This is a genomic window from Klebsiella sp. HMSC16C06, from assembly GCF_001808325.1.
GTDB classification, from domain to species: Bacteria; Pseudomonadota; Gammaproteobacteria; order Enterobacterales; family Enterobacteriaceae; genus Klebsiella; species Klebsiella variicola.
The window spans coordinates 1,274-25,032 of sequence record NZ_KV793011.1 but is presented as its reverse complement, the minus strand read 5'-3'; the positions used below and the strand labels follow the sequence as shown (position 1 = coordinate 25,032).

At 58.0% G+C, this 23,759-nt stretch carries 20 protein-coding genes and 3 pseudogenes; 18 read left to right on the top strand and 5 right to left on the bottom strand.

What is annotated here, in order from left to right; translation table 11 throughout:
* Window positions 1–51: 51 nt before the first annotated feature.
* A complete protein-coding gene (locus HMPREF3142_RS17475) occupies window positions 52–528 on the bottom strand; it encodes a GNAT family N-acetyltransferase (RefSeq protein WP_049163309.1) in 477 nt (158 codons plus the stop codon).
* 100 nt (window positions 529–628) lie between these two features.
* Between HMPREF3142_RS17475 and HMPREF3142_RS17470 the strand changes: the two genes are divergently transcribed.
* The 3 genes from HMPREF3142_RS17470 (at window position 629) to HMPREF3142_RS17460 (ending at window position 3,983) form a co-directional block, all read left to right on the top strand.
* Window positions 629–1,561 (top strand): LysR family transcriptional regulator, encoded by a 933-nt coding sequence (locus HMPREF3142_RS17470; protein ID WP_012541307.1) that lies wholly within the window; start codon window positions 629–631, stop codon window positions 1,559–1,561.
* Between the two features lie 305 nt (window positions 1,562–1,866).
* Window positions 1,867–3,162, top strand: a complete 1,296-nt coding sequence (locus HMPREF3142_RS17465; RefSeq protein ID WP_032432118.1) for an MFS transporter — start codon at window positions 1,867–1,869, stop codon at window positions 3,160–3,162.
* Between the two features lie 11 nt (window positions 3,163–3,173).
* Window positions 3,174–3,983 (top strand): substrate-binding domain-containing protein, encoded by an 810-nt coding sequence (locus HMPREF3142_RS17460; RefSeq protein ID WP_008804347.1) that lies wholly within the window; start codon window positions 3,174–3,176, stop codon window positions 3,981–3,983.
* On the opposite strand, the gene HMPREF3142_RS17455 is transcribed toward HMPREF3142_RS17460, so the two are convergent.
* Both HMPREF3142_RS17455 and HMPREF3142_RS17450 read right to left on the bottom strand, forming a co-directional pair.
* Complete coding sequence (locus tag HMPREF3142_RS17455; protein ID WP_008804348.1) at window positions 3,958–4,857, bottom strand: L-proline-binding transcription factor PsrA; 900 nt, start codon at window positions 4,855–4,857, stop codon at window positions 3,958–3,960. The two genes, HMPREF3142_RS17460 and HMPREF3142_RS17455, sit on opposite strands and share 26 nt — an antisense overlap.
* A 112-nt stretch (window positions 4,858–4,969) precedes the next feature.
* On the bottom strand, window positions 4,970–5,452 hold the full coding sequence (locus HMPREF3142_RS17450) for a cold-shock protein (RefSeq protein ID WP_012541308.1): 483 nt from the start codon (window positions 5,450–5,452) through the stop codon (window positions 4,970–4,972).
* Between the two features lie 190 nt (window positions 5,453–5,642).
* Between HMPREF3142_RS17450 and HMPREF3142_RS17445 the strand changes: the two genes are divergently transcribed.
* A complete protein-coding gene (locus HMPREF3142_RS17445; RefSeq protein ID WP_070612255.1) occupies window positions 5,643–6,341 on the top strand; it encodes an RluA family pseudouridine synthase in 699 nt (232 codons plus the stop codon).
* Window positions 6,342–6,366: 25 nt separating this feature from the next.
* On the opposite strand, the gene HMPREF3142_RS17440 is transcribed toward HMPREF3142_RS17445, so the two are convergent.
* A complete protein-coding gene (locus tag HMPREF3142_RS17440; protein ID WP_012967804.1) occupies window positions 6,367–6,906 on the bottom strand; it encodes a DUF2058 domain-containing protein in 540 nt (179 codons plus the stop codon).
* A gap of 368 nt (window positions 6,907–7,274) precedes the next feature.
* On the opposite strand from HMPREF3142_RS17440, the gene dgoR reads away from it, so the two are divergent.
* From dgoR to HMPREF3142_RS17410, 6 genes are all read left to right on the top strand, one after another.
* Entirely contained in the window at window positions 7,275–7,964 is a 690-nt protein-coding gene (gene dgoR / locus HMPREF3142_RS17435; RefSeq protein ID WP_022066201.1) for a D-galactonate utilization transcriptional regulator DgoR, read from the top strand.
* A complete protein-coding gene (locus HMPREF3142_RS17430) occupies window positions 7,961–8,878 on the top strand; it encodes a 2-dehydro-3-deoxygalactonokinase (RefSeq protein WP_070612254.1) in 918 nt (305 codons plus the stop codon). Before dgoR ends, HMPREF3142_RS17430 begins: the two co-directional genes overlap by 4 nt.
* Window positions 8,823–9,440, top strand: coding sequence for a 2-dehydro-3-deoxy-6-phosphogalactonate aldolase (locus HMPREF3142_RS17425; protein WP_070612253.1), 618 nt, complete (start codon window positions 8,823–8,825; stop codon window positions 9,438–9,440). The genes HMPREF3142_RS17430 and HMPREF3142_RS17425 overlap by 56 nt, the downstream gene beginning before the upstream one ends.
* Window positions 9,437–10,585 (top strand): galactonate dehydratase, encoded by a 1,149-nt coding sequence (gene dgoD, locus HMPREF3142_RS17420; protein WP_008804354.1) that lies wholly within the window; start codon window positions 9,437–9,439, stop codon window positions 10,583–10,585. Before HMPREF3142_RS17425 ends, dgoD begins: the two co-directional genes overlap by 4 nt.
* A 94-nt stretch (window positions 10,586–10,679) precedes the next feature.
* A complete protein-coding gene (locus HMPREF3142_RS17415) occupies window positions 10,680–11,993 on the top strand; it encodes an MFS transporter (protein WP_070612252.1) in 1,314 nt (437 codons plus the stop codon).
* A complete protein-coding gene (locus HMPREF3142_RS17410) occupies window positions 11,990–12,937 on the top strand; it encodes a 2-hydroxyacid dehydrogenase (protein ID WP_023297848.1) in 948 nt (315 codons plus the stop codon). Before HMPREF3142_RS17415 ends, HMPREF3142_RS17410 begins: the two co-directional genes overlap by 4 nt.
* Window positions 12,938–12,994: 57 nt before the next feature.
* Here HMPREF3142_RS17410 and HMPREF3142_RS17405 read toward each other — a convergent pair whose 3' ends face one another.
* Window positions 12,995–13,324, bottom strand: coding sequence for a gamma-glutamylcyclotransferase family protein (locus HMPREF3142_RS17405; RefSeq protein ID WP_063105827.1), 330 nt, complete (start codon window positions 13,322–13,324; stop codon window positions 12,995–12,997).
* A gap of 629 nt (window positions 13,325–13,953) precedes the next feature.
* On the opposite strand from HMPREF3142_RS17405, the gene tssK reads away from it, so the two are divergent.
* The 8 genes and pseudogenes from tssK to HMPREF3142_RS17370 form a co-directional block, all read left to right on the top strand.
* The gene (gene tssK / locus HMPREF3142_RS17400) at window positions 13,954–15,294 is read left to right on the top strand and encodes a type VI secretion system baseplate subunit TssK (RefSeq protein WP_016161345.1); all 1,341 of its coding nucleotides are present in this window, start codon (window positions 13,954–13,956) and stop codon (window positions 15,292–15,294) included.
* A complete protein-coding gene (gene tssL / locus HMPREF3142_RS17395; protein WP_016161344.1) occupies window positions 15,291–15,947 on the top strand; it encodes a type VI secretion system protein TssL, short form in 657 nt (218 codons plus the stop codon). The genes tssK and tssL overlap by 4 nt, the downstream gene beginning before the upstream one ends.
* Window positions 15,948–15,950: 3 nt before the next feature.
* Window positions 15,951–17,648: an OmpA family protein gene (locus HMPREF3142_RS17390; protein ID WP_070612251.1), complete on the top strand. Its 1,698-nt coding sequence runs from the start codon at window positions 15,951–15,953 to the stop codon at window positions 17,646–17,648.
* Between the two features lie 184 nt (window positions 17,649–17,832).
* Window positions 17,833–17,957: pseudogene (locus HMPREF3142_RS29485) on the top strand (hypothetical protein).
* Window positions 17,958–18,107: 150 nt separating this feature from the next.
* A complete protein-coding gene (locus tag HMPREF3142_RS17380) occupies window positions 18,108–20,594 on the top strand; it encodes a DUF2345 domain-containing protein (protein WP_070612250.1) in 2,487 nt (828 codons plus the stop codon).
* Between the two features lie 921 nt (window positions 20,595–21,515).
* A pseudogene (locus HMPREF3142_RS17375) lies at window positions 21,516–22,545 on the top strand (hypothetical protein).
* A 248-nt stretch (window positions 22,546–22,793) separates the two neighbouring features.
* A pseudogene (locus HMPREF3142_RS29920) lies at window positions 22,794–22,874 on the top strand (hypothetical protein); the annotation flags it as partial.
* A 21-nt stretch (window positions 22,875–22,895) separates the two neighbouring features.
* On the top strand, window positions 22,896–23,759 hold an 864-nt coding region (locus HMPREF3142_RS17370; RefSeq protein ID WP_416376790.1), incomplete at its 3' end, for a formylglycine-generating enzyme family protein.

Here is a 23,759-nt window from a genome sequence, read left to right as displayed (position 1 = left end):
GATCCGCGGCCAGCAGGTCGACGCCTTGCGCCGACCTGCTGGCGAGCCGCTTTACTCCGCAAAGGCCCGCAGCGCATCGCCCGTGAGGCGATAACGTACCCACTCATCCTGCGGCTGCGCACCAATGCTCAGATAGAAATCAATCGCCGGCTGGTTCCAGTCGAGCACGCTCCACTCCAGACGCCCGCACTGACGCTGTACAGCATATTGCGCGATGGTTTTCAGCAGCGCTTTTCCGGCGCCGATCCCGCGATAGTCGGGGGTCACGTACAGATCCTCCATATAGATACCATTGCGTCCAAGCCAGGTGGAGTAGCTGGTGAAGAACACCGCGTAGCCCACCGCTTTGCCCGCCACCTCGCAGATCAGCGCTTCGGTTTTGCTGCCGCTGGCAAACAGCGTCTCTCTGATCTCCTCTGCCGTCGTCACCACCTCTTCAGGGGCTTTCTCGTAGACCGCGAGTTCATAAATCATGTCGTAAATAGCGGTGGTGTCGTCCGGGGTGGCCTGGCGGATCGTGATGCTCATGGGGCGTCCTGTATCAATAGTCAAAAGAGAGAGCAAAATTGCTGACCCAGAGGATAAGCGGTATTGTGAAAAGAATTAAGTGCAATGAAATCAGCAAACGATGAATATTATGCATCCTGTCCTGCGCCGGATTGATCTCAACCTGCTGCCGGTCTTTGACGCGGTCTATCGCTCCCGCTCGGTGCGCCTGGCGGCGGAAGAGCTGGCGATGAGCACCTCGGCGCTGAGCCATGCGCTTTCCCGGCTGCGCAGCGCCCTCAACGATCCGTTGTTCTATCGCGAAGGGCACCGGATGTGCCCCAGCGTCTATGCCAGCCAGCTGGCGCCCTCTATTGCTTCGGCGCTGAAGTTTCTCAACCAGGAGCTGACGCCGCCGGCGGCGTTTGTGCCGGCCGCCAGCACCGACTGCATGCAGATTGCGATCACCGATTTCACCGCGTTCTGCGTCTTTCCGACGCTGATGCACCACCTGCAGCGTGAGGCGCCCGGGCTGCGGTTTGAACTCCGTTATCTGCCCCACAGCCCGGCGCTGACCGAGCTGCTGGCGGGCGAGGTCGACCTGGCCCTCGGGTTCAATACCCCTGACGAGCCAGCCCATCCCGATCTTGAGGAGATTAACTGGCTGCGGGACGAATATGTGGTCATCAGCCAGGCCGACCGGACGGCGCTGACCCTGGACGCCTACCTTGCTGCCCGTCATCTGGTGGTGACCCCGTGGAATGAGCAGCAGGGGGTGCTGGACTGTGAGCTGGAGCGGCAGGGCTATTCGCGGCAGGTGGCGATGAAAACCCCCTCGATGCTGAGCGCGCCCTTCATTATTGAGCAGAGCGACCTGTTGATGGCGCTGCCCCGGCGAGCGGCGGAGACGATGGCCCGCGCCGCCCGGCTGACCATTTTCCCGCTGCCGTTTCCGGTTCCGCCGTTTGACGTCAAGATTTACGCCCACCAACGCAGCGGGAAACGCGAGGCTACCCGCTGGCTGATCGCTCTGTTGCAGACGCTGGTGGGGGAGTCCGCCGCTTCCGCTTCCTGACGCGCTTTGCGGCCGGCAGCGTGTATCCTCACCCCAGGCCAGGGTTTTTATGCCGTCAACCCACGGCGACGTACCCTGGCCTCGGTCACAAAACGGAAAACTGACTTTTTCGCCGTCACCCGCAGCGTGGTTAGCACGGTATGTGTTAAATGATTGTATGCAAAAGTAATGTTAATTAGTTAAATGTTATTCATGCGTAAAATGCATTAATGGATGCGTTTATTACGCTTATTTCGTTCCCGGTTCTGTTTCAGTCTTCAGCAACAGGCGCGCGACAACGCGTGGATAACAAACTGGAGACCTGCATGCATTCAACAACCTCACTGATGAGTACCCGTGACCGGATCGGCGCCATCCTGCGCGTCACGTCCGGTAACTTTCTCGAACAGTTCGACTTTTTCCTGTTCGGGTTTTATGCCACCTACATCGCACATACCTTTTTTCCGGCGAGCAGTGAATTCGCCTCGCTGATGATGACCTTCGCGGTCTTTGGCGCCGGCTTTTTGATGCGCCCCATCGGCGCCATCGTGCTTGGCGCCTACATCGACAAGGTGGGGCGGCGCAAGGGGCTGATCGTCACCCTGTCGATCATGGCCACCGGCACCTTCCTGATCGTGCTGATCCCCTCTTACCAGACCATTGGCCTGTGGGCACCGCTGCTGGTGCTGATCGGCCGTCTGCTGCAGGGCTTTTCCGCTGGCGCCGAGCTGGGCGGGGTGTCGGTCTATCTGGCCGAGATCGCCACACCGGGTCGCAAAGGCTTTTACACCAGCTGGCAGTCGGGCAGTCAGCAGGTTGCCATCATGGTGGCGGCCGCGATGGGCTTTGCCCTCAACGCGGTGCTGGAGCAGAGCGCCATCAGCGACTGGGGCTGGCGCATTCCGTTCGTCTTCGGCTGCCTGATTGTTCCGTTCATTTTCATCCTGCGCCGTAAGCTGGAGGAGACCCAGGAGTTTACCGCCCGCCGCCATCATCTGGCGATGCGCCAGGTGTTCGCCACGCTGCTGGCGAACTGGCAGGTGGTTATCGCCGGGATGATGATGGTGGCGATGACCACCACCGCGTTCTATCTGATCACCGTCTATGCGCCGACCTTTGGTAAAAAGGTGCTGATGCTCAGCGCCTCTGACAGCCTGCTGGTTACGCTGCTGGTGGCGATTTCCAACTTCTTCTGGCTGCCGGTGGGCGGGGCGCTGTCTGACCGCTTTGGCCGCCGGCCGGTGCTGATTGCCATGACCCTGCTGGCGCTGGCTACCGCCTGGCCTGCACTGACCCTGCTGGCGAACGCGCCGAGCTTTTTGATGATGCTGAGCGTGCTGCTGTGGCTGTCGTTTATCTACGGCATGTACAACGGGGCGATGATCCCGGCGCTGACCGAAATTATGCCTGCCGAAGTGCGCGTGGCAGGTTTCTCGCTGGCCTACAGCCTGGCGACGGCGGTATTTGGCGGCTTCACGCCGGTGATTTCCACGGCGCTGATCGAGTATACCGGTGATAAAGCGTCTCCCGGCTACTGGATGAGCTTTGCCGCCATCTGCGGCCTGCTGGCCACTTGCTACCTCTATCGCCGTAGCGCCGTTGCGCTGCAGACGGCACGTTAATCAGGGAGAAGATGATGCGTAAAACGACAGGAACACTGCTGGCCACGCTGCTGCTGGCCGCCACCGGCGGCAGCGCGCTGGCCGCAGAGGTCACCGTGATGATCTCCGGCGGCTTCAAAGCGGCGCTGGAAAAGCTGGCCCCGGCGTGGGAAAAACAAACTGGCAACCACCTCGTGGTGATCCCCGGCCCGTCGATGGGGAAAACGCCGCAGGCGATCCCTAACCGCCTGGCGCGGGGCGAACACGCGGACGTGGTGATTATGGTCGGGGATGCGCTAACCAGCCTCGAAAAAGCGGGCCGTACGCAACCGGGTTCGCGTCGGGAGCTGGCCGACTCGCCGATCGGCGTGGTGGTGAAGGCGGGGGCGCCGCTGCCGGCTATCCATAGCGCAGACCAGCTGCGGGCGACGCTGCTGGCGGCGCCGTCGGTCGCGTACTCCGACAGCGCCAGCGGACGCTATGTTAGCTCGACGCTGTTCCACACCCTGGGCATTGATGACGCGATGCAGAGCAAAGCGCAGATGGTGGAGCGCATTCCGGTAGCCTCGGAAGTGGCGAAGGGACGGTATGCGATCGGTTTTCAGCAGGTGAGCGAACTGCTGCCGGTACCCGGCGTGACCTTCGTTGGCGAACTGCCGGATAACCTGCAGTACATCACCCGCTTTGCCGGGGCGGTGACTATCAGCGCCGACCACCCGCAGGAAGGCAAGGCGCTGCTGGCGTATCTGGCCTCACCGGCGGCGCAGGAGACCATCCACGCCACCGGCATGCGAAGCGTGGCCGCCACCACGCCGGTCAGCCAGAAGGATACTGTTCAATAATCAGCTTCTCCAGCTCTGCCGCCACGTAGGACTGAATACGGCCGCTGAGGCGGATCAGGCCTACCGTGCGCGTGACCACCGGGTCAGTGAGCGGCACAGCGCGGAGAACGGAATGCTCCCCGGCGGGCATCGACATCGCGGGCACGGCGGCAATGCCGATGCCCGCTTCCACCATCCCCAGCATCGTGGTGACGTGGCGGGTTTCGCAGATACTTGGCCGCGCCGGCGTCAGATGCGCCAGCTCCCGGTCGAGCAGCGTCCGGTTGCCCGAGACCCGATCCAGGCCAATATAATCCTGTTCAAAATACGCCTGCCAGCTGAGGTGCGTCTTGCGCGCCAGCGGATGATCGTACCGACAGGCGGCCACATAGCGGTCGTCGGCAAGAGGCGTGAATTCGAGACTGGCTGGCAGGTTTTTGGCAAAACAGAGGCCAAAGTCAGCCTGTCCGCTGCTGACGGCCTCGATCACATTCCCGACGCTGCTGTCAATCAACCGGATGCGCACCTGGGGATAACGTGCCTGAAAGCTGCGAATGATTTCCGGCATAAAGTAGTAGGCGGCGGAGGGCACCGTCGCCACCGTCACCAGCCCGGTGCGCGCCTTGCTGACCTGGCTGATATCCGCCAGCACCGTCTCGACATGGGCCAGCAGTTGCTCCGAACGTTCGGCAAAATTTTGCCCATACAGCGTGAGGGTCACCCGCCGGGTGGTACGTTCGAACAGCCGGTTGCCCAGCGCCGTCTCCAGCTTTTCGATGCGTCGGCTAAGGGCCGACTGCGACAGGCAGATGGATTCAGCGGCCAGCCGAAAACTGCCATATTCCATCAGGGCGCGAAAGGCGTAGAGATCGTTGAAGTCAAAATTTACGGGCATGGCGGCGGCATCCTTATCGGCTGTCTGGCGCCATCGCCCCGTCCGGCGAGGGGCGATGGCGGGTAGTCTATCGGGCAGGTCTTCGGGCGCGCGGGAAACCGCGCGCCGGGGCTTACACCTTAAGCAGTTTTACCGTGGCATCGATATCGATTTCGTCTTCCGAGAAGATCAGGGTTGTCCCCTGAAAGGTGGTGATCGCCAGCTTTTTCACCGAACGCATCTCTCCCGGCTGCACTGTGGATTTTGGCCGGATGCTGTTCATCAGCAGCCCGACCGACAGCACCGCGTTTTCTTTATCGACGCGGGTCTCGACCGGCTCCTCCTCATGGTACACCACATAGGATTTGATGGAGGTCAGCTTCAGCCGCTCGCCGGCGATATAGATATATTTGCTCTCCGGAATGACCTTCACCGCGTAGGCCGACAGCCCTTTATTGTTGGTGGTAGGTTCGAAAGTCACCGCCGCGTCTTTCTTGATAAGATCAGGATTGGCGACCTTAATCACGTGAAAATAACGATTTTCGCCGTTTTCATCTTTGATAAATCCAAAACCTTTATCTTTAAACCACGTTGTGATTGTTCCGTTCATCGCCATTACCGTATTACTCGTTGGTTAACACAAATTTTGCAGCGCGCAGTGTAAAGCACATTGCCTGTGCAGGCCATGCCTTTGCGATAAGTGTGGGTGATAAATGACGCCGCCGCGAGGGCGGATTGTGCGCCAGCATCGTGCCGGCGGGCAAAATGGGGTACTATCGCCAGCCACTCCTTCTTCGGGCCGCCTGATGTCCACCATTATCGATACCTTTGTCGCGCCGCCGTGCCGCGAACAGATCACCCTCTTGTATCAGGACGAACACCTGCTGTTGATCAATAAACCCGCCGGGCTGCTGAGCCTGTCGGGCAAAGATCCGCGCAACCTTGACTCCGTGCATCACCGGCTGGTTCAGCGCTTTCCGGGCTGCACCCTGGTGCACCGCCTGGACTTCGGTACCTCCGGTCTGATGGTGGTGGCCCGCAACAAGGGCATTAACGCCTTGCTGTGCCAGCAGTTCAGCCAGCGCACGGTGGACAAGGTCTATACGGCGCTGTTGTGCGGCCATCTGGCGGAAGATGAGGGGATAGTGGAGGCGGCGATCGCCAAAGATCCGGCCCGTTTCCCGCGCATGTCATTGTGCGCCCGGCACGGCAAACCGGCGCGTTCGCGCTATCGGGTCATTGACCGCCTGTATCAGTCACGGGATGGGGAGAGGGCGCTGGCGTTAACCCGGGTGGCGCTTACCCCGGAGACCGGGCGCACCCATCAGCTGCGCATCCACTGCCAGCTGCTGGGCTATCCGATCCTTGGCTGCGATTTGTACGGTGGCCGGGAGCTGCCCGGCACGGAACAGGCTCCGCGGCTGATGCTGCACGCCAGCGAACTGCGCTTTGTCCACCCCGTCAGCCATGAGCCGATGCATATCCAGCAGGCGAGCCCGTTCTGATCGCCCGCGGCGAGAAAGCCCGGGGTTACCACATCAGATCGTCGGGCACCTTAAAGTCGGCGTACGGATCGTCTTCATCCTGCTCATCCTGACTCAGGGCGCTGTGCAACACGATGCTGCTGGCGTCGCGCTGGGCGATTTTCTCGGCCACCACCGCCGGAATAATCGCGTATTCACCTTCGGGCTTGTTATCCACCGCCAGGCGGGCAATCGCCAGACGGCCGTTAATCAGCTGGGTCTGGGTGGTCTTGTCGACCATGATTTTTTTGATCAGATTATTATCGGTGAAGTTAAAGCCGATATCGCCCCGGGCGACCGTAATGCGGTTCATCTCGATCAGCTGCTTCACCTGGGCTTTATACTCTTTCGCCAGCACCGCCTGCTTTTGCTGCTCGCTGAGCTGCTTATCGCGCTCCAGCTGAGCTTTTTTATTTTCTTCCACCGCTTCCCGGGCCTCACGGGCCTGAACGCGGGATTTTTTTGCCGTCCTCTGGACTTTAGCCATTTTTTTGCTGCTGACCAGGCCGGCTTTGAGCATCTGCTCTTGTAAGGTGAGTTTTGTCATCTGCGTGTCTGAAACTGAGGAAACATCTGCCAAGTATACCTGCATTGGCCGAAACGACGCCAGACTACCCACTGTTCGTTACCCCGATTAGCCTGACAGCCCCCCGCCGAAGCCGCGTTAACCCAGCCTCGCAGGCCCATCTTTCCCGTCCCCGGCGAAGGATCGTCGCCACCATTTTTGGCATGCCGACGATCCTTTTTTGTGATGGATTGTCTTTTTTGTGATCTGTATTGTAGTACAATTTTTATTGATAGTACTACTATGTGTCGCAGGCAAGGATGAACAGGTTCACGTTTGTACTACCAGACTGGGTGGAAATGCGCTGAACGGAGTAAAGTAACCGGGCATAACCCCGTTAAGGACACGCTATGAACCTGACTAAAACCGATCGGCTGATGGTGACCCTGGGCCGCCAGATTGTGAGCGGCAAATATCTTCCCGGCGCGGCGCTACCGGCGGAGGCTGACCTGTGCGAGGAGTTTGCCACCTCCCGCAACATCATCCGCGAAGTCTTTCGCTCGCTGGAGGCGAAGCGCTTGATTGAGATGAAACGCTATCGCGGCGCCTTCGTCGCGCCGCGCAGCCAGTGGAATTTCCTCGACAGCGACGTATTGCAATGGGCGCTGGAACAGGATGAAGACCCGGGGCTCATCGCGGCGATGAGCGAAGTGCGTAATCTGGTGGAGCCGGCGATAGCCCGCTGGGCGGCAGAGCGGGCCACCTCCAGCGATCTGGCGCAGATTGAGGCGGCGCTGAATGACATGATCGCCAACAACCAGCAGCGCGATGCCTTTAATGAAGCCGACATTCGCTATCACGAAGCGGTGCTGGCGTCAGTGCATAACCCGGTGCTGCAGCAGCTCAGCGTGGCGATTAGCTCGCTGCAGCGCGCGATATTTGAACGGACCTGGATGGGGGATGAGGCCAACATGCCGCAAACGCTCCAGGAACATAAAGCGCTGTTCGATGCGATTCGCCATCAGGACAGCAACGCGGCAGAGCAGGCGGCGCTCACCATGATCGCCAGCTCGACACGAAGACTGAAGGAAATCACATGACATCTCGCTACATCGCTGTTGACTGGGGATCGACCAATTTTCGCGCCTGGCTGTTTGAGGGCGAACGCTGCCTCGACAGCCGACAGTCGGCGGCGGGGATCGCCCGCCTGAACGGTCAATCGCCGGCAGCGGTGTTAGCGACACAAATCCATGGCTGGCGCGAGGGGCGTACCCCGGTGGTCATGGCGGGAATGGTAGGCAGCAACGTGGGCTGGAAGAACGCGCCCTATTTACCGCTTCCCGCCGATTTCACGGCCATTGGCAACCAGTTGACCGCCGTAGATGAAGGGATCTGGATTGTCCCCGGGCTTTGCACTTCCCGCGAAGACCACCACAACGTCATGCGCGGCGAAGAGACACAGCTCCTCGGCGCACGCCTGCTGGCCCCTGCGGCGGTGTACGTCATGCCCGGCACCCATTGCAAATGGGTCAAAACCGACGGCCGGCGGATTGAGGACTTTCGCACGGTGATGACCGGCGAACTGCACCATCTGCTGCTGACGCACTCCCTGATCGGTGCGGGATTACCCGAGCAGCAGGCTGCGCCGGCGGCGTTTCACGCCGGGCTGGCGCGCGGCCTGGCCGCGCCCGCGGTGTTGCCACAGCTTTTTGAGACCCGCGCCGCGCACCTGTTGGGGGCGCTGGCCCGGGAGCAGGTGAGCGAGTATCTATCCGGCCTGTTAATTGGCGCGGAGGTGGCCAGCATGCGCGCCTTCATTGCCGACGAACAGGCTATCGCGATCGTTGCCGGCCCGTCCCTCTCCGCGCGCTATCAGCAGGCATTTCAGCTGCTGGGCCGCCAGGTGACGACAGTGTCGGGCGACGATGCCTTTCTGGCTGGTATAAGGAGCATCGTACATGCAGTGGCAAACCTCACTTCCGCTGATCGCTATTATGCGCGGCATCACCCCTGACGAGGCGCTGGCGCACGTCGGTGCGGCGATCGCCGCCGGGTTCGACACCGTGGAGATCCCGCTCAATTCACCGCAATGGCAGCAGAGCATCCCTGCCGTGGTCGGGGCCTACGGCGCGCAGGCGCTGATTGGCGCCGGAACGGTGCTGCAGGAAGCGCAGGTCGATCGGCTGGCGCAGCTGGGGGCGCGGCTGGTGGTGACCCCCAATGTGCAGCCGGCGGTGATCCGCCGGGCCGTCGGGCACGGGATGACCGTCTGCGCCGGCTGCGCGACGGCAAGCGAGGCGTTTACCGCGCTGGAAGCCGGGGCGCAGGCGCTGAAGATTTTTCCCTCCTCGGCGTTTGGCCCGGACTACATCAGGGCGCTGAAAGCGGTTTTGCCCGCGTCGGTGCCGGTATTTGCCGTCGGCGGCGTCACGCCGGAAAACCTGGCGCAATGGATCGAGGCCGGTTGTGCGGGCGCGGGGCTGGGCAGCGATCTCTATCGCGCCGGTCAGCCGGTAGCGCGGACCGCAGAGCAGGCCGCCGCATTTGTTAGGGCGTATCAAGAGGCTGTGAAATGAAAATAACCAAACTGACCACCTGGCGTTTACCCCCGCGCTGGATGTTCCTCAAGATTGAAACCGACGAGGGGATAGTCGGCTGGGGCGAGCCGATCGTCGAAGGCCGGGCGCGCACCGTGGAGGCGGCGGTACATGAGCTGGGGGACTATCTGATTGGCCAGGATCCGGCACGGATCAACGATCTGTGGCAGGTCATGTACCGCGCTGGCTTTTATCGCGGCGGGCCGATCCTGATGAGCGCGATCGCCGGTATTGACCAGGCGCTGTGGGACATCAAAGGGAAGGCGTTGAATGCGCCGGTCTGGCAGCTGCTGGGTGGCCTGGTGCGCGATAAAATCAAAGCCTACAGCTGGGTGGGAGGAGACAGGCCTGCCGAGGTCATTGCCGGGATTAACACGCTGCGCGGTATGGGGTTTGATACCTTCAAACTCAACGGCTGTCAGGAAATGGGGATGATTGACAGTTCGCGCACGGTGGATGCGGCGGTGAACACGGTGGCGCAGATCCGCGAAGCATTTGGTAACGACATTGAATTTGGCCTCGATTTTCATGGCCGCGTCAGCGCGCCGATGGCGAAACTGCTGATTAAAGAGCTGGAACCCTATCGGCCGCTGTTTATCGAAGAGCCGGTGCTGGCCGAGCAGGCGGAGTACTACCCGCGGCTGGCGGCGCAAACCGCGATCCCGCTGGCCGCCGGCGAGCGCATGTTCTCGCGCTTTGAGTTCAAGCGGGTGCTGGAGGCCGGCGGCCTGGCTATTTTGCAGCCCGATCTCTCTCACGCTGGCGGCATCACCGAATGCTTCAAAATCGCCGGTATGGCGGAAGCGGCGGACGTGTCGCTGGCTCCGCACTGCCCGTTAGGCCCCATCGCGCTGGCCGCCTGTCTGCACGTGGACTTTGTTTCCTACAACGCTGTCTTCCAGGAGCAGAGCATGGGGATCCACTATAACCAGGGCGCCGAGTTACTCGACTTCGTGAAAAACAAAGCCGATTTCAATATGGAGGGGGGGTACTTTAAGCCGTTAATGAAGCCGGGGCTGGGGGTCGATATCGACGAAGAGAAAGTGATTGAGATGAGCCGACGCGCTCCTGACTGGCGGAACCCCGTCTGGCGCCTTGCCGATGGCGTGGTCGCCGAGTGGTAGTCCCCGGTTAATACCTGCTGCGATTCTTAATATCAATCTTTGCCTGGCGCGGGCGGTCTTCCCCTGCCCGAGGCACAGTCATGGGGTTATTATTATGAGCATTGAACTCTGTACTTCTACATTAAAAAAGCTAAACAGCAAAATCATCCCCTTTATTATTATCTGCTATTTTGTCGCCAATCTTGATAAAACCAATATTTCCATTGCCGCGCTGCAAATGAACGCCGATCTGGGATTAACGGCCAGCATGTACGGCCTTGGGGTCGGCATGTTTTATATTTCCTATATTATTTTCGAAATTCCCAGCAACCTGATCATGACCCGGGTGGGGGCGCGGATCTGGATCGCCAGAATAATGATCACCTGGGGAATGGTGAGCGCCGGCATGGCGTTCGTCCAGACGCCGACCCAGCTCTATATTATGCGTTTTTTACTCGGCATGGCGGAGGCGGGATTCACCCCAGGGATTATTTACTATATCTCCTGCTGGTTTCCGAAGCGCAACCGGGCGCGGGCGATGTCGTTCTTTTATATGGGATCGGTGCTGGCGTCGATCATCGGGCTGCCCGTCTCGGGGCTGATTTTAAATATGCATGGCATTGCCGATGTCGCCGGCTGGCGCTGGTTGTTCGCCATTGAAGGGGTTCCCGCCATCGTGCTGGGGGCGCTGGTGCTCTGGCTGCTACCTTCCAGCCCGCAAAAGGCGGCATGGCTCTCTGAGGCGGAGAAAGGCTGGCTGACGGCGCAGATTGCCGCTGATAACCGCGGCGCGGTAGTTAATCAACACGCCTCCTGGTTCAGTGCGCTGAAAAATAAAGTGGTACTCCTGCTGAGTCTGGTCTGGTTTCTGCAGGCGTTCGGCTCCATCGGCATCACGCTTTTCTTACCGCTGATCCTCAAAAGTATGGCCAGCGAGCAGAGCGATGTGGTTATTAGTCTGCTGTCCGCGGTGCCGTTTATTTTCGCCTGCCTGTTTATGTACCTCAATGGCCGTCATTCGGATCTGACCGGCGAGCGGGCGTGGCATATGGGGCTGCCGCTGATTCTGGCCGGTCTCTCGCTGGCTGTCGCCATCTATGCCGGCAACCTGCTGGTTGCCTATCTGCTGCTGGTGCTCACCGTGGGCTTTAATTTCGCGCTAACGCCGGTGTTCTGGGCGGTGACCACCGAGAAGCTGGCGGGCGTGGCGGCCGCGGCCTCCATTGCATTTATCAACACCATCGCCAATATTGTCGGCTTAGGCTTGCCGCCGCTGCTCGGGAAGATTAAGGACCTGACCAACAGCTATCACTCCGGACTGCTGATCGTCGCCGTGGCGCTGGCCCTTGGCGGGATTATCGGCATCATCGTCTCCCGGAGCGGCCAGAAACCCTCCGCCTTCCACACTCTGAAAGAAGATAAGCTATGAAACTGAACGTGTTAAAACAGGCTTCGCTCCCGGATGCCCTGACTGCGGAACTGGCGCGACGCTATCACCTCGTGGAGCTGACCGCACTCACTGACGCCGACTTTCGCGCGCTGGCCGGCACCTTTACCGTGCTCATCACCAACGGCGAAGCCTCCGTGACGCGAGAGCTGATCGCCAGCCTGCCTGCGCTGGAGCTGATCGCCGTCTTTGGCGTCGGCTACGATGGCGTGGATGTGCAGGCGGCTGCAGAGCACCAGGTGCGGGTCAGCCATACGCCGGGGGTGTTAACCGACGATGTGGCGGATCTGGCGCTGGGCCTGATGCTGGCGACCTCGCGGCAGATCGTCGCCGCCCACAAGTTTATCGAAGCGGGCGAGTGGGCGGCGGGCGGTTTTCCGTGGACGCAAAAAGTCTCCGGTTCGCGGGTCGGCATCGTGGGCATGGGGCGCATCGGCCAGGCCATCGCCCGGCGCTGCGAGGGGTTCGCCATGCAGATTGCTTATCATGACCGCAAGCGTCTCCCGGCGCTAAATTATGCCTGGCGGGAAGATCTGCTGACCCTGGCCGCGGAGAGTGATTTTCTGGTTATCTGCACGCCGGGAACGGCGGCAAACCAGGGGCTCATTAACCAGCCGGTGCTGGCGGCGCTGGGGGAGAAAGGGATCCTCATCAATATCTCGCGCGGCAGCGTGATTGATGAGCCCGCGCTGGTTGCCGCGCTGGAGAGCGGGATTATCGCCGGGGCGGGGCTGGATGTCTTCAGCCATGAACCGGCGGTACCGGCCGGGCTGCTGCAGCGCAGTAATGTGGTCGTCACACCGCATATGGCCAGCGCCACCTGGAGTACCCGCGCGGCGATGGCGCAACTGGTGCTCGATAACGTTGCCTGCTGGGCTGAGAAGAAGGCGCTGGTGACTCCAGTGGCGGAAAGCCTGGCGGACTGACCGCAAAGCCGTGAACGCGCTGGGCTGCTGTATTGTACAGCGCGTTCGCGGCGGAGATTACTCCCGGGGCTGAAGCTGATAAATCCAGGCGCTGACCTGCTGTCCATCGCCGGTGGTCACTTCCACCGGCACCCGATCGTACCCCTCCTCAAAGTCGTCCAGCATGGGCCAGTGCGCCGCCAGCCGATCGGACAGGAACAGATAGCCGTTGACCCGCGGGCCGTGAGCGTCGAGGACGATCCCCGGAAAATCGGCGGCTGCGCCCCAGCCGCACGCGTAAAAGGTGCCGGTGACGTAGCCGGGACGCCACTCGCCCCCGATCGCCTCCAGAATGTGCGCATTGCTGCGACCGGGACAGAGCGTCCCATAGACAAATAGCGGTTTCATTTTCTCTCTCTCGTTCGCCCTGATACCCGCCCACAGCGGAGCGGAAAACCAAAATACGGGGTAATTCAGCGCCTGGCAATGGCCGGGTGGGGCGGGGCACTCCTCCGGGCATCTCTCTGATGCCGGGGGAGGCTTTGGCCTCGGCGCTAATGAAGCTATATCGATTGCGATGATATTTTTATTATTTATATTTAAGATCAATATAAATAAGCCTGACGGAGAGACTAATTCGCTAATTAACATTCAATGGGGAAATAATAAAACGATAGCTTATGGAATATTCCTTCTCAATGGATTAAACAAGAGCCATAAAAGCAGCCGTAGGTTGAATTCAGATATTATTTAGGGCCAGGCGTTACCTCCCCTGGCTTTTTCGCTTTATGATAAACCTCCCTTGTACAAAGAATACCATCTGACTTCTAAACCCTCGCGGGCAGAGTTGATATTTCCTTTCCCTGAAGCGGCAGGCAATAAATCGAGCCGAACGACGTTCGGGAGAAAAACCGCTAGTGATGAACAGGCCAGAGCAAAGGCAGAGGCTGAGGCGAACGTACGGCGGATGAAGGATATCCGCCGCGGCATTTGGTCCTGTCTGCAAACAGATGAAAGCGAAAGGCACAGGAGGTGCAATGAAGATTTTCCGCCCATTATGGCGCGACGGGGCTTTTCTGGTCCCGCAGCAGTTTCAGCAACAGGCTCGCTGGGATGCGCACGTCGCCGATACGGTCTCCCGCATGGCGCTCGCCCACCCGTGGGGGGTATTGCGCGCGGAGTTTGACGCCAGCGCGCTCACCCTTTCCCGGCTCAACGCCACCCGGCTGATCGTGCGTTTCGCCGACGGAACGCTGATTGACACCGAGCTGGCGGATACTCTGCCACCGGTCCGTGATGTCTCGGGCGTGATGCTGGACAGCGTGGAGGTTGTGCTTGCTCTGCCGCTGCTCAGCGCCAGCGGCGGCAATCTTGATGACGGCCAGGAGAGCGCCCGCCCGCGCCGCTGGCGCGCCGAGCAGGTGACCGTGCAGGAGCTGGCCGGCCATGAACGCAGCGAGCTGGCCGTTCTGCGGCACGCGCTGACGCTGCGTCTCTCCACCGAGGAAAATGCGGCCTTCCTTACCTGCCCGGTAGCGCGTCTGGTGCGCGATGCCCAGGGGCAGTGGATCGTTGACCCGGAATTCATCCCGCCGCTGCTGTCGCTGGCGGCAAGCCCGACGCTGGTCAGCGAGCTGGGTGAGCTGTTACATCGCCTGCAGGCCCGACGCAGACGCCTGATGGCCATGCGCCGTGAAAGCAATGCGCGGATGGCTGATTTTGCCGTGGCGGATGTTTCCCTGTTCTGGCTGCTCAACGCGCTGAACAGCGCCGAGCCGGTGCTCAGCGAGCTGCATCAGGACCCTTCGCGCCATCCGGAGCTGCTCTATCGCGAACTGACCAGGCTGGCCGGCAGTCTGATGACCTTCTCCCTTGAACATCATCTGGAAGCTATCCCCCGCTACCGGCATGCCTCGCCGGAGCAGGTATTCCCGCCGCTGTTTGCCCTGCTGGATACGCTGCTCGAAGTCAGCCTGCCCTCAAGGGTGATCGCCATCGCTCTGGAGCAGGGAGCCGACCGGGAGATCTGGCGGGGCAGGCTGCACGATGCGCGGCTGCGCGAGGGGGCGGATTTTTATCTGTCGGTGCGCTCTTCACTCCCCCCTCACCAGCTACAGAGCCGCTTTCCGCAGCTCTGTAAGGCGGGTAGTCATGATGATGTCGCCGAGGTCGTCAACATTGCCCTCAGCGGCATCGCGATCAAACCGCTGAGCCACGTGCCGGCGGCCATTCCGCTACGTCTGGAAAACCAATATTTCGCTCTGGATCTCTCCACCGATGCCGCCCGCGCGATGCTGGAGGCCGGCAACTGCACCTTCTATACCCCGGAATCGCTTGGCGACGTGAAACTTGAACTCTTTGCGGTACTGCGCTCATGAATACCCCTGAAAGCGATCTGATCAACAAAACTTTTTACCCGGGCTGGCTGATGGTCAGCCAGTTACGCTGCGGCCAGCCGGTGACCGATGGCGAGGCGCTCTATCGTCAGGCCTGTCGATGGGTGACCGAGGCGCGCGAGGCGCTGACGGCGGCGGGAGTCAGTGACACCAGCGCTGAGCAGATGCTCTATGCCTACTGCGCGCTGCTGGATGAGAGCGTCCTCAACCGCGCCAGTCAGGATGATGGCTACCGCAGGTGGCGCAAGGATCCGCTGCAGGCGCGTTTTTTCAGCACTCTCAACGCCGGGGAAGAGCTCTGGGAACGGATCCGCCAGCTGCTGCGAGAGCCCACGGCGGATGCGGCAGTGCTGACTTGTTTCTATCGTACTTTGCAACTGGGGTTTGTCGGGCAGTACCGCGCCCAGGATGACGAACGGCGTGAGGACGTGGCGCATGCGCTTGGCGCGCGGGTCCCGCCGTTCAGCCTGACCCAGGAGGCGCCGGTGGTGGTGGTTCGTGCCTCCCGGCTGCGCAGCGGACGGCGGATGTACTGGTGCGGCTGGGCGGTTGGCATTGTGGCGCTGGCCGCGCTGTGGTTGACCTTCTCCGCCGTGCTGTCACAGATGGTGGCGAAGATAGCAGGGCAGGGATAAGAGATGCGTGATAACGCCCGTCGTCTGCTTACGCTACTGACCGTCATCCTGGCCCTGTGGCTGGTGCTGGGCTTCTGGCCGCTGTCCATCGGCAACCAGGTGATCTTCAGTCTGTGCATCCTGCTGGCGGGCGGCGCGGCGCTCTGGCGTCAGCGTCGCCGGGCAGTCAGCCGTCAGCGATCGGAAATCGTCCTGCCGCCCGAGGATTTTCAGGGGGCGGTGGTTCTGGTCTGCGGGGATACCGACAGTCTGTTTCCCGGGCGTTCGGCGCACTGCGAAACCCGTCACGGCTGGTATCTACGGGGAGACAGCGCGGAGCAGTTGCCGCTGCTGGCGCAGTACCTGGCGGCGGCGCGTCCGGCGCTGGTATCGCAGGTTTCCGTGCTGCTGGCAGTGGTACCGGAGCACCACCCCACCGGGGAGCAACTGGCGCAGTCGCTGCGCGACTGGCGACGGAGTATCGTTCAGTGCCGAACCTGGCTAAACGGTCTGCCGCCGGTGTGGAGCGTGTTCTGGGTGACGCCGCCTGGCGGCCAGGCAGGGGAAAGCCGCTGGTTTACCGTCACGCCGGAGAGGCCTGGTCTCCAGGTGCAGCAGAAAGGACAAGCGCCCCAGTCGGTTGCCGAGTGGCAGCGGGAGGGCAGCCCTGCCTCACGCCTGTATCAGACGCTGTGGCTGGAGAGCATTCTGACCTTGGCCGAAAACGCTCTTTTCCGGCCATTCCGCGCCCGGCAGGCGGAACTTCCTCCGCTGAACCTGTGTGCCGCGGGCATCTGCCTGACACCGGTGGTAGCGGTGGCAAATAACCTCTGGCAACAGCAAATCGCCGGGATCACCACGCTCTCCCCGGGCAACGCCGCGGCGCCAGGTCCTCACCCGCTGCCGGATCTTCTTCTGTCGTCACTGCCGCACCGCCACGGGGTCAGCCGCCGGATGCGCGATGCCGGTCTTGCCGCTGGCGTGGGCTTCCTCTTTCTGGCGCTGGCGATGCTGGCTTCCTTTATCAACAACCAGCGCCTGGTGCGCAGCGTCGGCGATCATCTGGCGGTGTATCACCGCCTCAGCGGCACGCCGCCGACGCCGAAGCTGCAGGCGCAGCAGCGTCTGCGTGCCGACAGCCGCCAGCTGGATGACTGGCTGCGTCGGGGAGAGCCGTTGCGTTACCGGCTGGGGCTGTATCAGGGGATGCGGCTGATCCCCTTCGTGGAAGCCGCTATCAATGACTGGGCGCCGCCCCCGCCGGTGCGTCCGGTCATTAAGCAGGTTGTGCAGGGGCCGCAGACGATCCGCCTCGATAGCATGGCGCTGTTCGATACCGGCAAATCGACGCTGAAACCGGGTTCGACAAAGCTGCTGGTGAACTCGCTGCTGGGCATTAAGGCCAAACCCGGCTGGCTGATCGTGATGGCAGGCCATACCGACAGCATCGGCAACGATAAATCCAATCAACAACTCTCCCTGAAGCGTGCCGAGGCGGTCCGCGACTGGATGCGCGATACCGGCGATGTGCCGGAGAGCTGTTTTGCGGTGCAGGGCTACGGCGCAAGTCGTCCTGTCGCCAGCAACGAGACGCCAGAGGGGCGGGCGCAAAATCGCCGGGTGGAGATCAGTCTGGTCCCGCAGAAGGACGCCTGTCTGACGCCGGGCACGGCTAATACGTCAGGAGCCGGGGCTGACGCCTTAAAAAACGAAACCGAGTAATCCGCGACCCCGATCGCGGAGGTTGAACAACAACATTATGCCTGCCTGACCCTGTGCGCTACGGGTTCCTGATAAACAGGAAACAGCGATGGGCGGTAGCGTGCCTGCAGCCAGTCAATCTTGTCGGCAAAGCGGGGCCTCTGCGGGGATGAAGCGCAGGAAAGAGGGGATAAAGGCGCTCAGCATAGATAGCGCTAAGGACAGTGCCAGAGAAATGCTGGCGGCGATAAACGTTGAAGGTTCCGGTTTCTGGCTGCTTTTTTTATTTCTCAGTCAGTGAATATAAATATCTCTGGGGTTTCCTTTTAGTTATGAAACTCCTGGTGGGGTATCTGAGATATCGCTATGCACATAAATATATTTATGATGAATGAGATGATTATCATTAAACAAAATTAAACAGGGCGTCCTGTTAATTGATTTTTGGTGGTCATTACTGCGGAGTAAAACAGGAATATAATGGATACCTTTTCAATGATTACCGGCACCACCCTTAACCGTTACCAGCTGGATATTCCTTCATGTACCGCATCGCTGGATGTGGAAGAATTCAGTGGTGCAGAAAAGCTGAGTGAACTTTATTATTACACCATTACGTTTACCAGCGCAGAGAAAAACATCGATGCCGCACAGCTCCTGAGCAAACCCGCCATGCTGACAATGGGCGGCGGCGCACTGCAGCAGCTGGCGGACTGCAAACGCGTCCATGGTGTGATTACCACCTTCCGGCGCGTCAATCGTTCTGAAGATCAGTCGACCTATCAGATAACCCTCCAGCCGTTTCTCTTCCTGCTGGATAAACAGTTTCGCAGACACCGTTTTTTCGTCAACAAATCGGTACCGGAGGTGGTGGAGCAGGTATTGCAGGAACATCACCTGCATGAGTGGGAGTATGAGTTTAATCTCAAGCAACACTATTCGCGGCGTGAGCAAATTAATCAGTATCAGGAGAGCGACCTGGCGTTTATCCAGCGCCTGCTGGCAGAGGTGGGGATATTTTATTTCTTCACCCTGCAGGAAGAGGCCCAGAGCGAAGTGGTCCACTTCGCCGACGCGCAGCGGGCGCTGATGTTCGATAAAACACTCCCTGTAAACAGCCCGTCCGGGATGAGCGACAGCGGTGCGGAATCGATATGGGGTCTGAACATCACCCACAACGTCGTAGAGGCGAACGTCACTACCCGGGATTATAACCCCCGCGATGCGCAGAGCGTTCTCCAGTCGGCAACAGCGGATATGACCCGGGGAAATGGTGAAGGCATCACTTACGGTGAGGTATACCACTATAAGCTTCGCCACTGGGAGCGTGGCGATAAAATCGACCCGCAGACGGAGACCGCCAACTTCTATGCCCGCCTCGACCATGAGCGTTTTCTGGCTCACCAGACGCTTATTACCGCGAGCAGTACTGCAGCCTGGCTGGCGCCGGCCCAGGTGCTGACCGTTACCGACAGCCTCCCATCGACCCTGCCTGCGCCCGTGCAGGATCCGCTGTTAATCACCGGCACCGGTTTTACCGCCAGCCGCCGGGAGGCGCTGCGGGTGACCCTGCTGGCGGTGCCCTACAGCGAAACATTGTGCTGGCGTCCGCCGCTGCTGCCGCGCCCGAAGGTGACTGGCACCATGACGGCGCGGGTGACCAGCGCGAAGGCGAATGATATCTACGCCTGGCAGGATGCGTCCGGCCTGTACCGGGTGAAATTTGACGCTGACAGAGAGGAGAAAGGGCAGGGTCAGGAAAGCATGCCGGTGCGTCTCGCCAAACCCTACAGCGGCGACGTGTACGGCTTTCACTTCCCGCTGATCCAGGGCACGGAGGTGGCGATTGCTTTCCACGAAGGCGATCCTGACCGGCCGTATATTGCGCATGCGCTGCACGACTCGCGGCATGTCGACCCTGTGACGGAGAAAAACAGCACCCGCAATGTGATTCGTACTCCGGCCAATAATAAGCTGCGAATGGAGGATAAGCGCGGCGAGGAGCATATCAAGCTCAGCACCGAGTACGGGGGGAAGACGCAGCTCAACCTGGGGCATAACGTGAATGCGCAGAGGGAGTTGCGGGGCGAGGGTGCGGAACTGCGTACGGATAAATGGGTGAGCATCCGGGGCGGTGCGGGAGTGTTTATCAGTGCGGATAAACAGCCTTCGGCAGGCGACAGGATGCTGGCAATGGAGGAGGCGATTGCGCAGCTTGAAAATGCCCTGGGTATTGCGAAAAGCCTGGCGTCGGCAGCGGAATCGGCTCAGGCCCTGCCATCGGATACCGGCAACCAGCAGACGCTGAACGATGCGCTGAAAGAGCTGGCGCAGCCGGGGATAGTGCTGAATGCGCCGCAGGGCGTGAGCATCAGCAGTCCGCAGGCGGTACGGTTGTCTTCGGGTAGCGCCAGCGTGGGGATTGTGTCACAGCAGAATACGGACATCAGTGCGCTGAAACGTTTTACGGTGGCGGCGGGAGAAGCCGTCAGCCTGCTGGCGCGAAAGGCGGGGATGAAGCTGTTTGCGGCGAAGGGAAAGATGGAAATCCAGGCGCAGGATGATGCGCTGGAGGCGACGGCGAAAAAGGATATCACAGTTACCAGCGTGGAAGGCCGGGTGGAAATCACGGCGGCGAAGGAACTGGTGGTGAACTGTGCGGGAGCGTATATCAGGCTAAGTGGTGGCAATATCGAGCTGGGCTGCCCGGGGAATATTCTGCTGAAATCGGCCAATGTGCAGAAAATGGGCGCAGCTGATTATGATGCAAACAAACCTGAGCTTCCCGTCGGTTTCAGTGAGTTTTTTACTGCAAAAGATGAAGAGTCCGGGGAGATTTTACCTTTTACCCGGTACAGGATAACAACCGGTGAAGGTAAAGTATTTGAAGGCAGGACCGATGCGGAAGGTAAAACTGTTGCAGTTTATACTGCCCTGCCTGATGCCCTGCATATAGAATTACTTTAAAGAATGAAGGAATAGCATATGGCTACCGGAGAAGAGAAAAGTAAAACATCGGTACAAGGGACGGGAACGGTTGTAAAAGGAAAATATGGCCCAGAATGTTATTTTCACCCAGGTAGCGCAACATTGCTTTTTCTGGAGGCTTCAGATACTAAAATTATCGAACAGGAGCATGATTTTCTGTCTGGCTTGCTTGAAACTCAGAAACAGGCGCAAAAAAATCTTGATGATATTAATTTTGAAGCAATCACTCAGGCAGGCAGAGTGCCAGCAAGAAAATTTGAAAGTGAAATCACTAAAGCCTATGAAGCCTTAAACAAAGCAAATCAGGCTTTGCGGAAAGAGCTTATGTCACTAACAGCGAATCCTCCGGAGGGGGAATTGCTTAATGATAAAATGAATGATACTGCCATTGGTATAATGGAACTTATTCCGCTTAAAAATAACACAGTGAAAGGATTCAAGAAAACTTATGTGCGTTCCGATAAAATAAAACAACAGTGGCGAACATATAAGCTCAGCGAAGTTGATAAAGAAAGTGGTGAAGCCAGTTTCATAAAATATAAAAACAAAACTATTGTTTCTCAGGATGCGAATGGTAATCAGGTTAATAAAACCATACGTCAGGGAAAAATAGATACAGCGGAACTAAAAAAACAACTAAGTAACGTACCTGTTTCACTGAAATTCGATCTTGTTGACGATACGAATGTTATTGTCAGTCACTGGGCAGAGGAAATGAACAAATCTCTGACCTGGCCAAAGGGGGATGGTGAAGTCGACGAATCTGTTTATCACCAGTATGTTGATATCAGCGCGCAGGCTCAACTGATGCGCTACAGCCATGGAGCGGGTGCATCAGCGGAATATAATCCGTCAGAAAAAAAACTGGAGGGCAAAATAGAAGGTCATGCCAGTTTTGCACTGGGGGAGGCGAAGGCCGAAACGGCCCTGTACCTGCCGGACAGGTTAGGTGTCAGCCTTTTATTTCCGGCGAAAAAAGTGACTCCACAGACACCGGATGGTGTCTGTAATATGGGAGCACTGCGTTTTGCCATGAAACTGGTATTGTCAGGTAGCGTTGGTGCCAGTGCTGCAATTGAATTAGGGGTGACAGTAGACTGGAGTGGAGAAATGGGAAAGGGCTATGGCATTAAAGGCCGTCCTGCAACCCTGACTGCCCCACCGTTACCAGGACAGCAGCAGGTGAATTTAAAGACCTCAACAATACCTGAAGCACAGGGGGGAGGTGAAATTGGTGTTTTTGTTGGTGCTCAGGCGGGAGGTAATATCAGTGGTGCCATTGAGTGGTTTGACCCGCATCCTGATGATACGCCAGTAGCTATAGGTGTTGAGAAAGATAACAAACCCATTGTCAATAAAGAGAAGAAGTTTGCCGCGATAGCCAAACTGGAAGCGGGGATGACGGTGCAGGCAGGCGCAGGGGGAAGTGGGGTTTTTTATATCACCTATATTCAGGGACGTTTTCGTATTTACTGTAAAGCGGCTTTATGTTGGGGAGTGGGAGCCAAAGGGGAAGTCGGTTTTGAAGTTGATGGCAGCAGCTTTGCGGCTTTTATGAAGAGCTTTCTTTATATGCTGAGAAATGTGGATTATCAGAAGCTTGAGCAGATGATGGCAGGAGATGCCTTCCGTTCTTTATGTGCAATTCCTATTATTATGGCGGCACAAGGGATACAGGCGGGTGAGGCCATGCTTAAGAATATGGGAATAATATTACGACGAATTGAAACCGATCTTGAAGATGAAAATAAGCGCGTTCATCTGATGAATAGTATTTTGTCAAACCCCGACCAGCTTAAATATACCCCTCCGGAAACAAAAGGGGCAGTGATTGCCACATTAATTGATCAGAACTGGGTGGACTGGCTTGACCCTCGCAATCAGAATAATGATTTTTTTTCCGTTAACAGCTGGAAGCTCGGTCCTCTAAAGAGGCGAAAACAAGCGGTGTTTATGGCGCTGAAGTGGATACAAAGTCAGGCAGATTATAACAATGTCATGCAGCATTTGACGTTGTCGCCAGGGGAGAAGAAAGGTAATAAAGAACTGAATGAAAAAGATGTGATTAACTTTTTAGGTATCGGGGAACAAAAATTGTTTTTTTACACCAATTATGGCGAAAAGCTCACCTTACTGCATAATAACCTCCCGGTTTTTGTTGACCCGGATGAGCCATTTAAACCCATACCTGACATCCTGATGTCAGAATATCTTGCCATGATCGACGACCAGCATCCGACGGGTACAATGACTGCCTGATGCAATGGCTGAGGTGATAAGATGAGAAAATTAATCGTAGTTGCTTCCGTTGCTGCCGGTTTACTGACCGGGTGCGATCAGGGAAATACCACCGGGAGTGAAAAAGCAGCTAAAGCACTTGTGGATAAATCGGTCTCTAATATGGTCCCCGTTCAGGGTGGTGAGTTTTTAATGGGTGATTTTGGTCCATTAGTTGGTCAAAAATTACCTTTCAGCATACAACAGGATGATAAAACTTTACATAAGGTTATTTTAAGTGGTTTTTCGATATCAAAATATAAAGTCACTAACGATGATTTTAATGTTTATTTGAAAGTAACAGATAAAAAAAATCCACCTGTGGATATACTGGCAAAACGTCATCCTTCTCTGCTAAAGGGGGATTATCCTGCAGGTGTTATCTGGCAACAGGCAAAAGATTATTGTCAGTGGTTAGGTAAAAAATCCGGTAAAAAAATTGATTTGCCGACAGAGGCGCAATGGGAGTTTGCAGCAAGGTCCAGAGGTCAGTATCTTCCGTTTGCTACTAACAATGGTGAGTTTTCACCAGGAAAAAATGTCCCAAGCCAGGATGAACTGAATAAATACACTGACGGGATGGGGCTTCCCATTTATCCAGTAGGTAAATACCCATCAAATCCCTTAGGGCTGTATGATATGGGATTGAGTGGTTCAGAATGGACCAATGACTGGTATGCAGCAGATTATTACTCCAACTCTCCGGTAAAGAATCCTCAGGGACCAGAGCAAGGGACCGAGAAAGTGTTGCGTGGGAATGTTGGCGGCGACAGACAGTACGCATTGACTATGTTTAGACAATCTGCTTCACCACTCCCAGAAGAAGTTGATGGTGACTATGAAAAATATGGTGTTGGTCCGCAGTAT

Excerpts from the sequence above, each read along its gene's own strand:
- HMPREF3142_RS17475 (WP_049163309.1), bottom strand. The coding sequence starts at position 528 with ATGAGCATCACGATCCGCCAGGCCACCCCGGACGACACCACCGCTATT.
- HMPREF3142_RS17470 (WP_012541307.1), top strand. The coding sequence starts at position 629 with ATGAATATTATGCATCCTGTCCTGCGCCGGATTGATCTCAACCTGCTG.
- HMPREF3142_RS17465 (WP_032432118.1), top strand. The coding sequence starts at position 1,867 with ATGCATTCAACAACCTCACTGATGAGTACCCGTGACCGGATCGGCGCC.
- HMPREF3142_RS17460 (WP_008804347.1), top strand. The coding sequence starts at position 3,174 with ATGATGCGTAAAACGACAGGAACACTGCTGGCCACGCTGCTGCTGGCC.
- HMPREF3142_RS17455 (WP_008804348.1), bottom strand. The coding sequence starts at position 4,857 with ATGCCCGTAAATTTTGACTTCAACGATCTCTACGCCTTTCGCGCCCTG.
- HMPREF3142_RS17450 (WP_012541308.1), bottom strand. The coding sequence starts at position 5,452 with ATGGCGATGAACGGAACAATCACAACGTGGTTTAAAGATAAAGGTTTT.
- HMPREF3142_RS17445 (WP_070612255.1), top strand. The coding sequence starts at position 5,643 with ATGTCCACCATTATCGATACCTTTGTCGCGCCGCCGTGCCGCGAACAG.
- HMPREF3142_RS17440 (WP_012967804.1), bottom strand. The coding sequence starts at position 6,906 with ATGACAAAACTCACCTTACAAGAGCAGATGCTCAAAGCCGGCCTGGTC.
- dgoR (WP_022066201.1), top strand. The coding sequence starts at position 7,275 with ATGAACCTGACTAAAACCGATCGGCTGATGGTGACCCTGGGCCGCCAG.
- HMPREF3142_RS17430 (WP_070612254.1), top strand. The coding sequence starts at position 7,961 with ATGACATCTCGCTACATCGCTGTTGACTGGGGATCGACCAATTTTCGC.
- HMPREF3142_RS17425 (WP_070612253.1), top strand. The coding sequence starts at position 8,823 with ATGCAGTGGCAAACCTCACTTCCGCTGATCGCTATTATGCGCGGCATC.
- dgoD (WP_008804354.1), top strand. The coding sequence starts at position 9,437 with ATGAAAATAACCAAACTGACCACCTGGCGTTTACCCCCGCGCTGGATG.
- HMPREF3142_RS17415 (WP_070612252.1), top strand. The coding sequence starts at position 10,680 with ATGAGCATTGAACTCTGTACTTCTACATTAAAAAAGCTAAACAGCAAA.
- HMPREF3142_RS17410 (WP_023297848.1), top strand. The coding sequence starts at position 11,990 with ATGAAACTGAACGTGTTAAAACAGGCTTCGCTCCCGGATGCCCTGACT.
- HMPREF3142_RS17405 (WP_063105827.1), bottom strand. The coding sequence starts at position 13,324 with ATGAAACCGCTATTTGTCTATGGGACGCTCTGTCCCGGTCGCAGCAAT.
- tssK (WP_016161345.1), top strand. The coding sequence starts at position 13,954 with ATGAAGATTTTCCGCCCATTATGGCGCGACGGGGCTTTTCTGGTCCCG.
- tssL (WP_016161344.1), top strand. The coding sequence starts at position 15,291 with ATGAATACCCCTGAAAGCGATCTGATCAACAAAACTTTTTACCCGGGC.
- HMPREF3142_RS17390 (WP_070612251.1), top strand. The coding sequence starts at position 15,951 with ATGCGTGATAACGCCCGTCGTCTGCTTACGCTACTGACCGTCATCCTG.
- HMPREF3142_RS17380 (WP_070612250.1), top strand. The coding sequence starts at position 18,108 with ATGGATACCTTTTCAATGATTACCGGCACCACCCTTAACCGTTACCAG.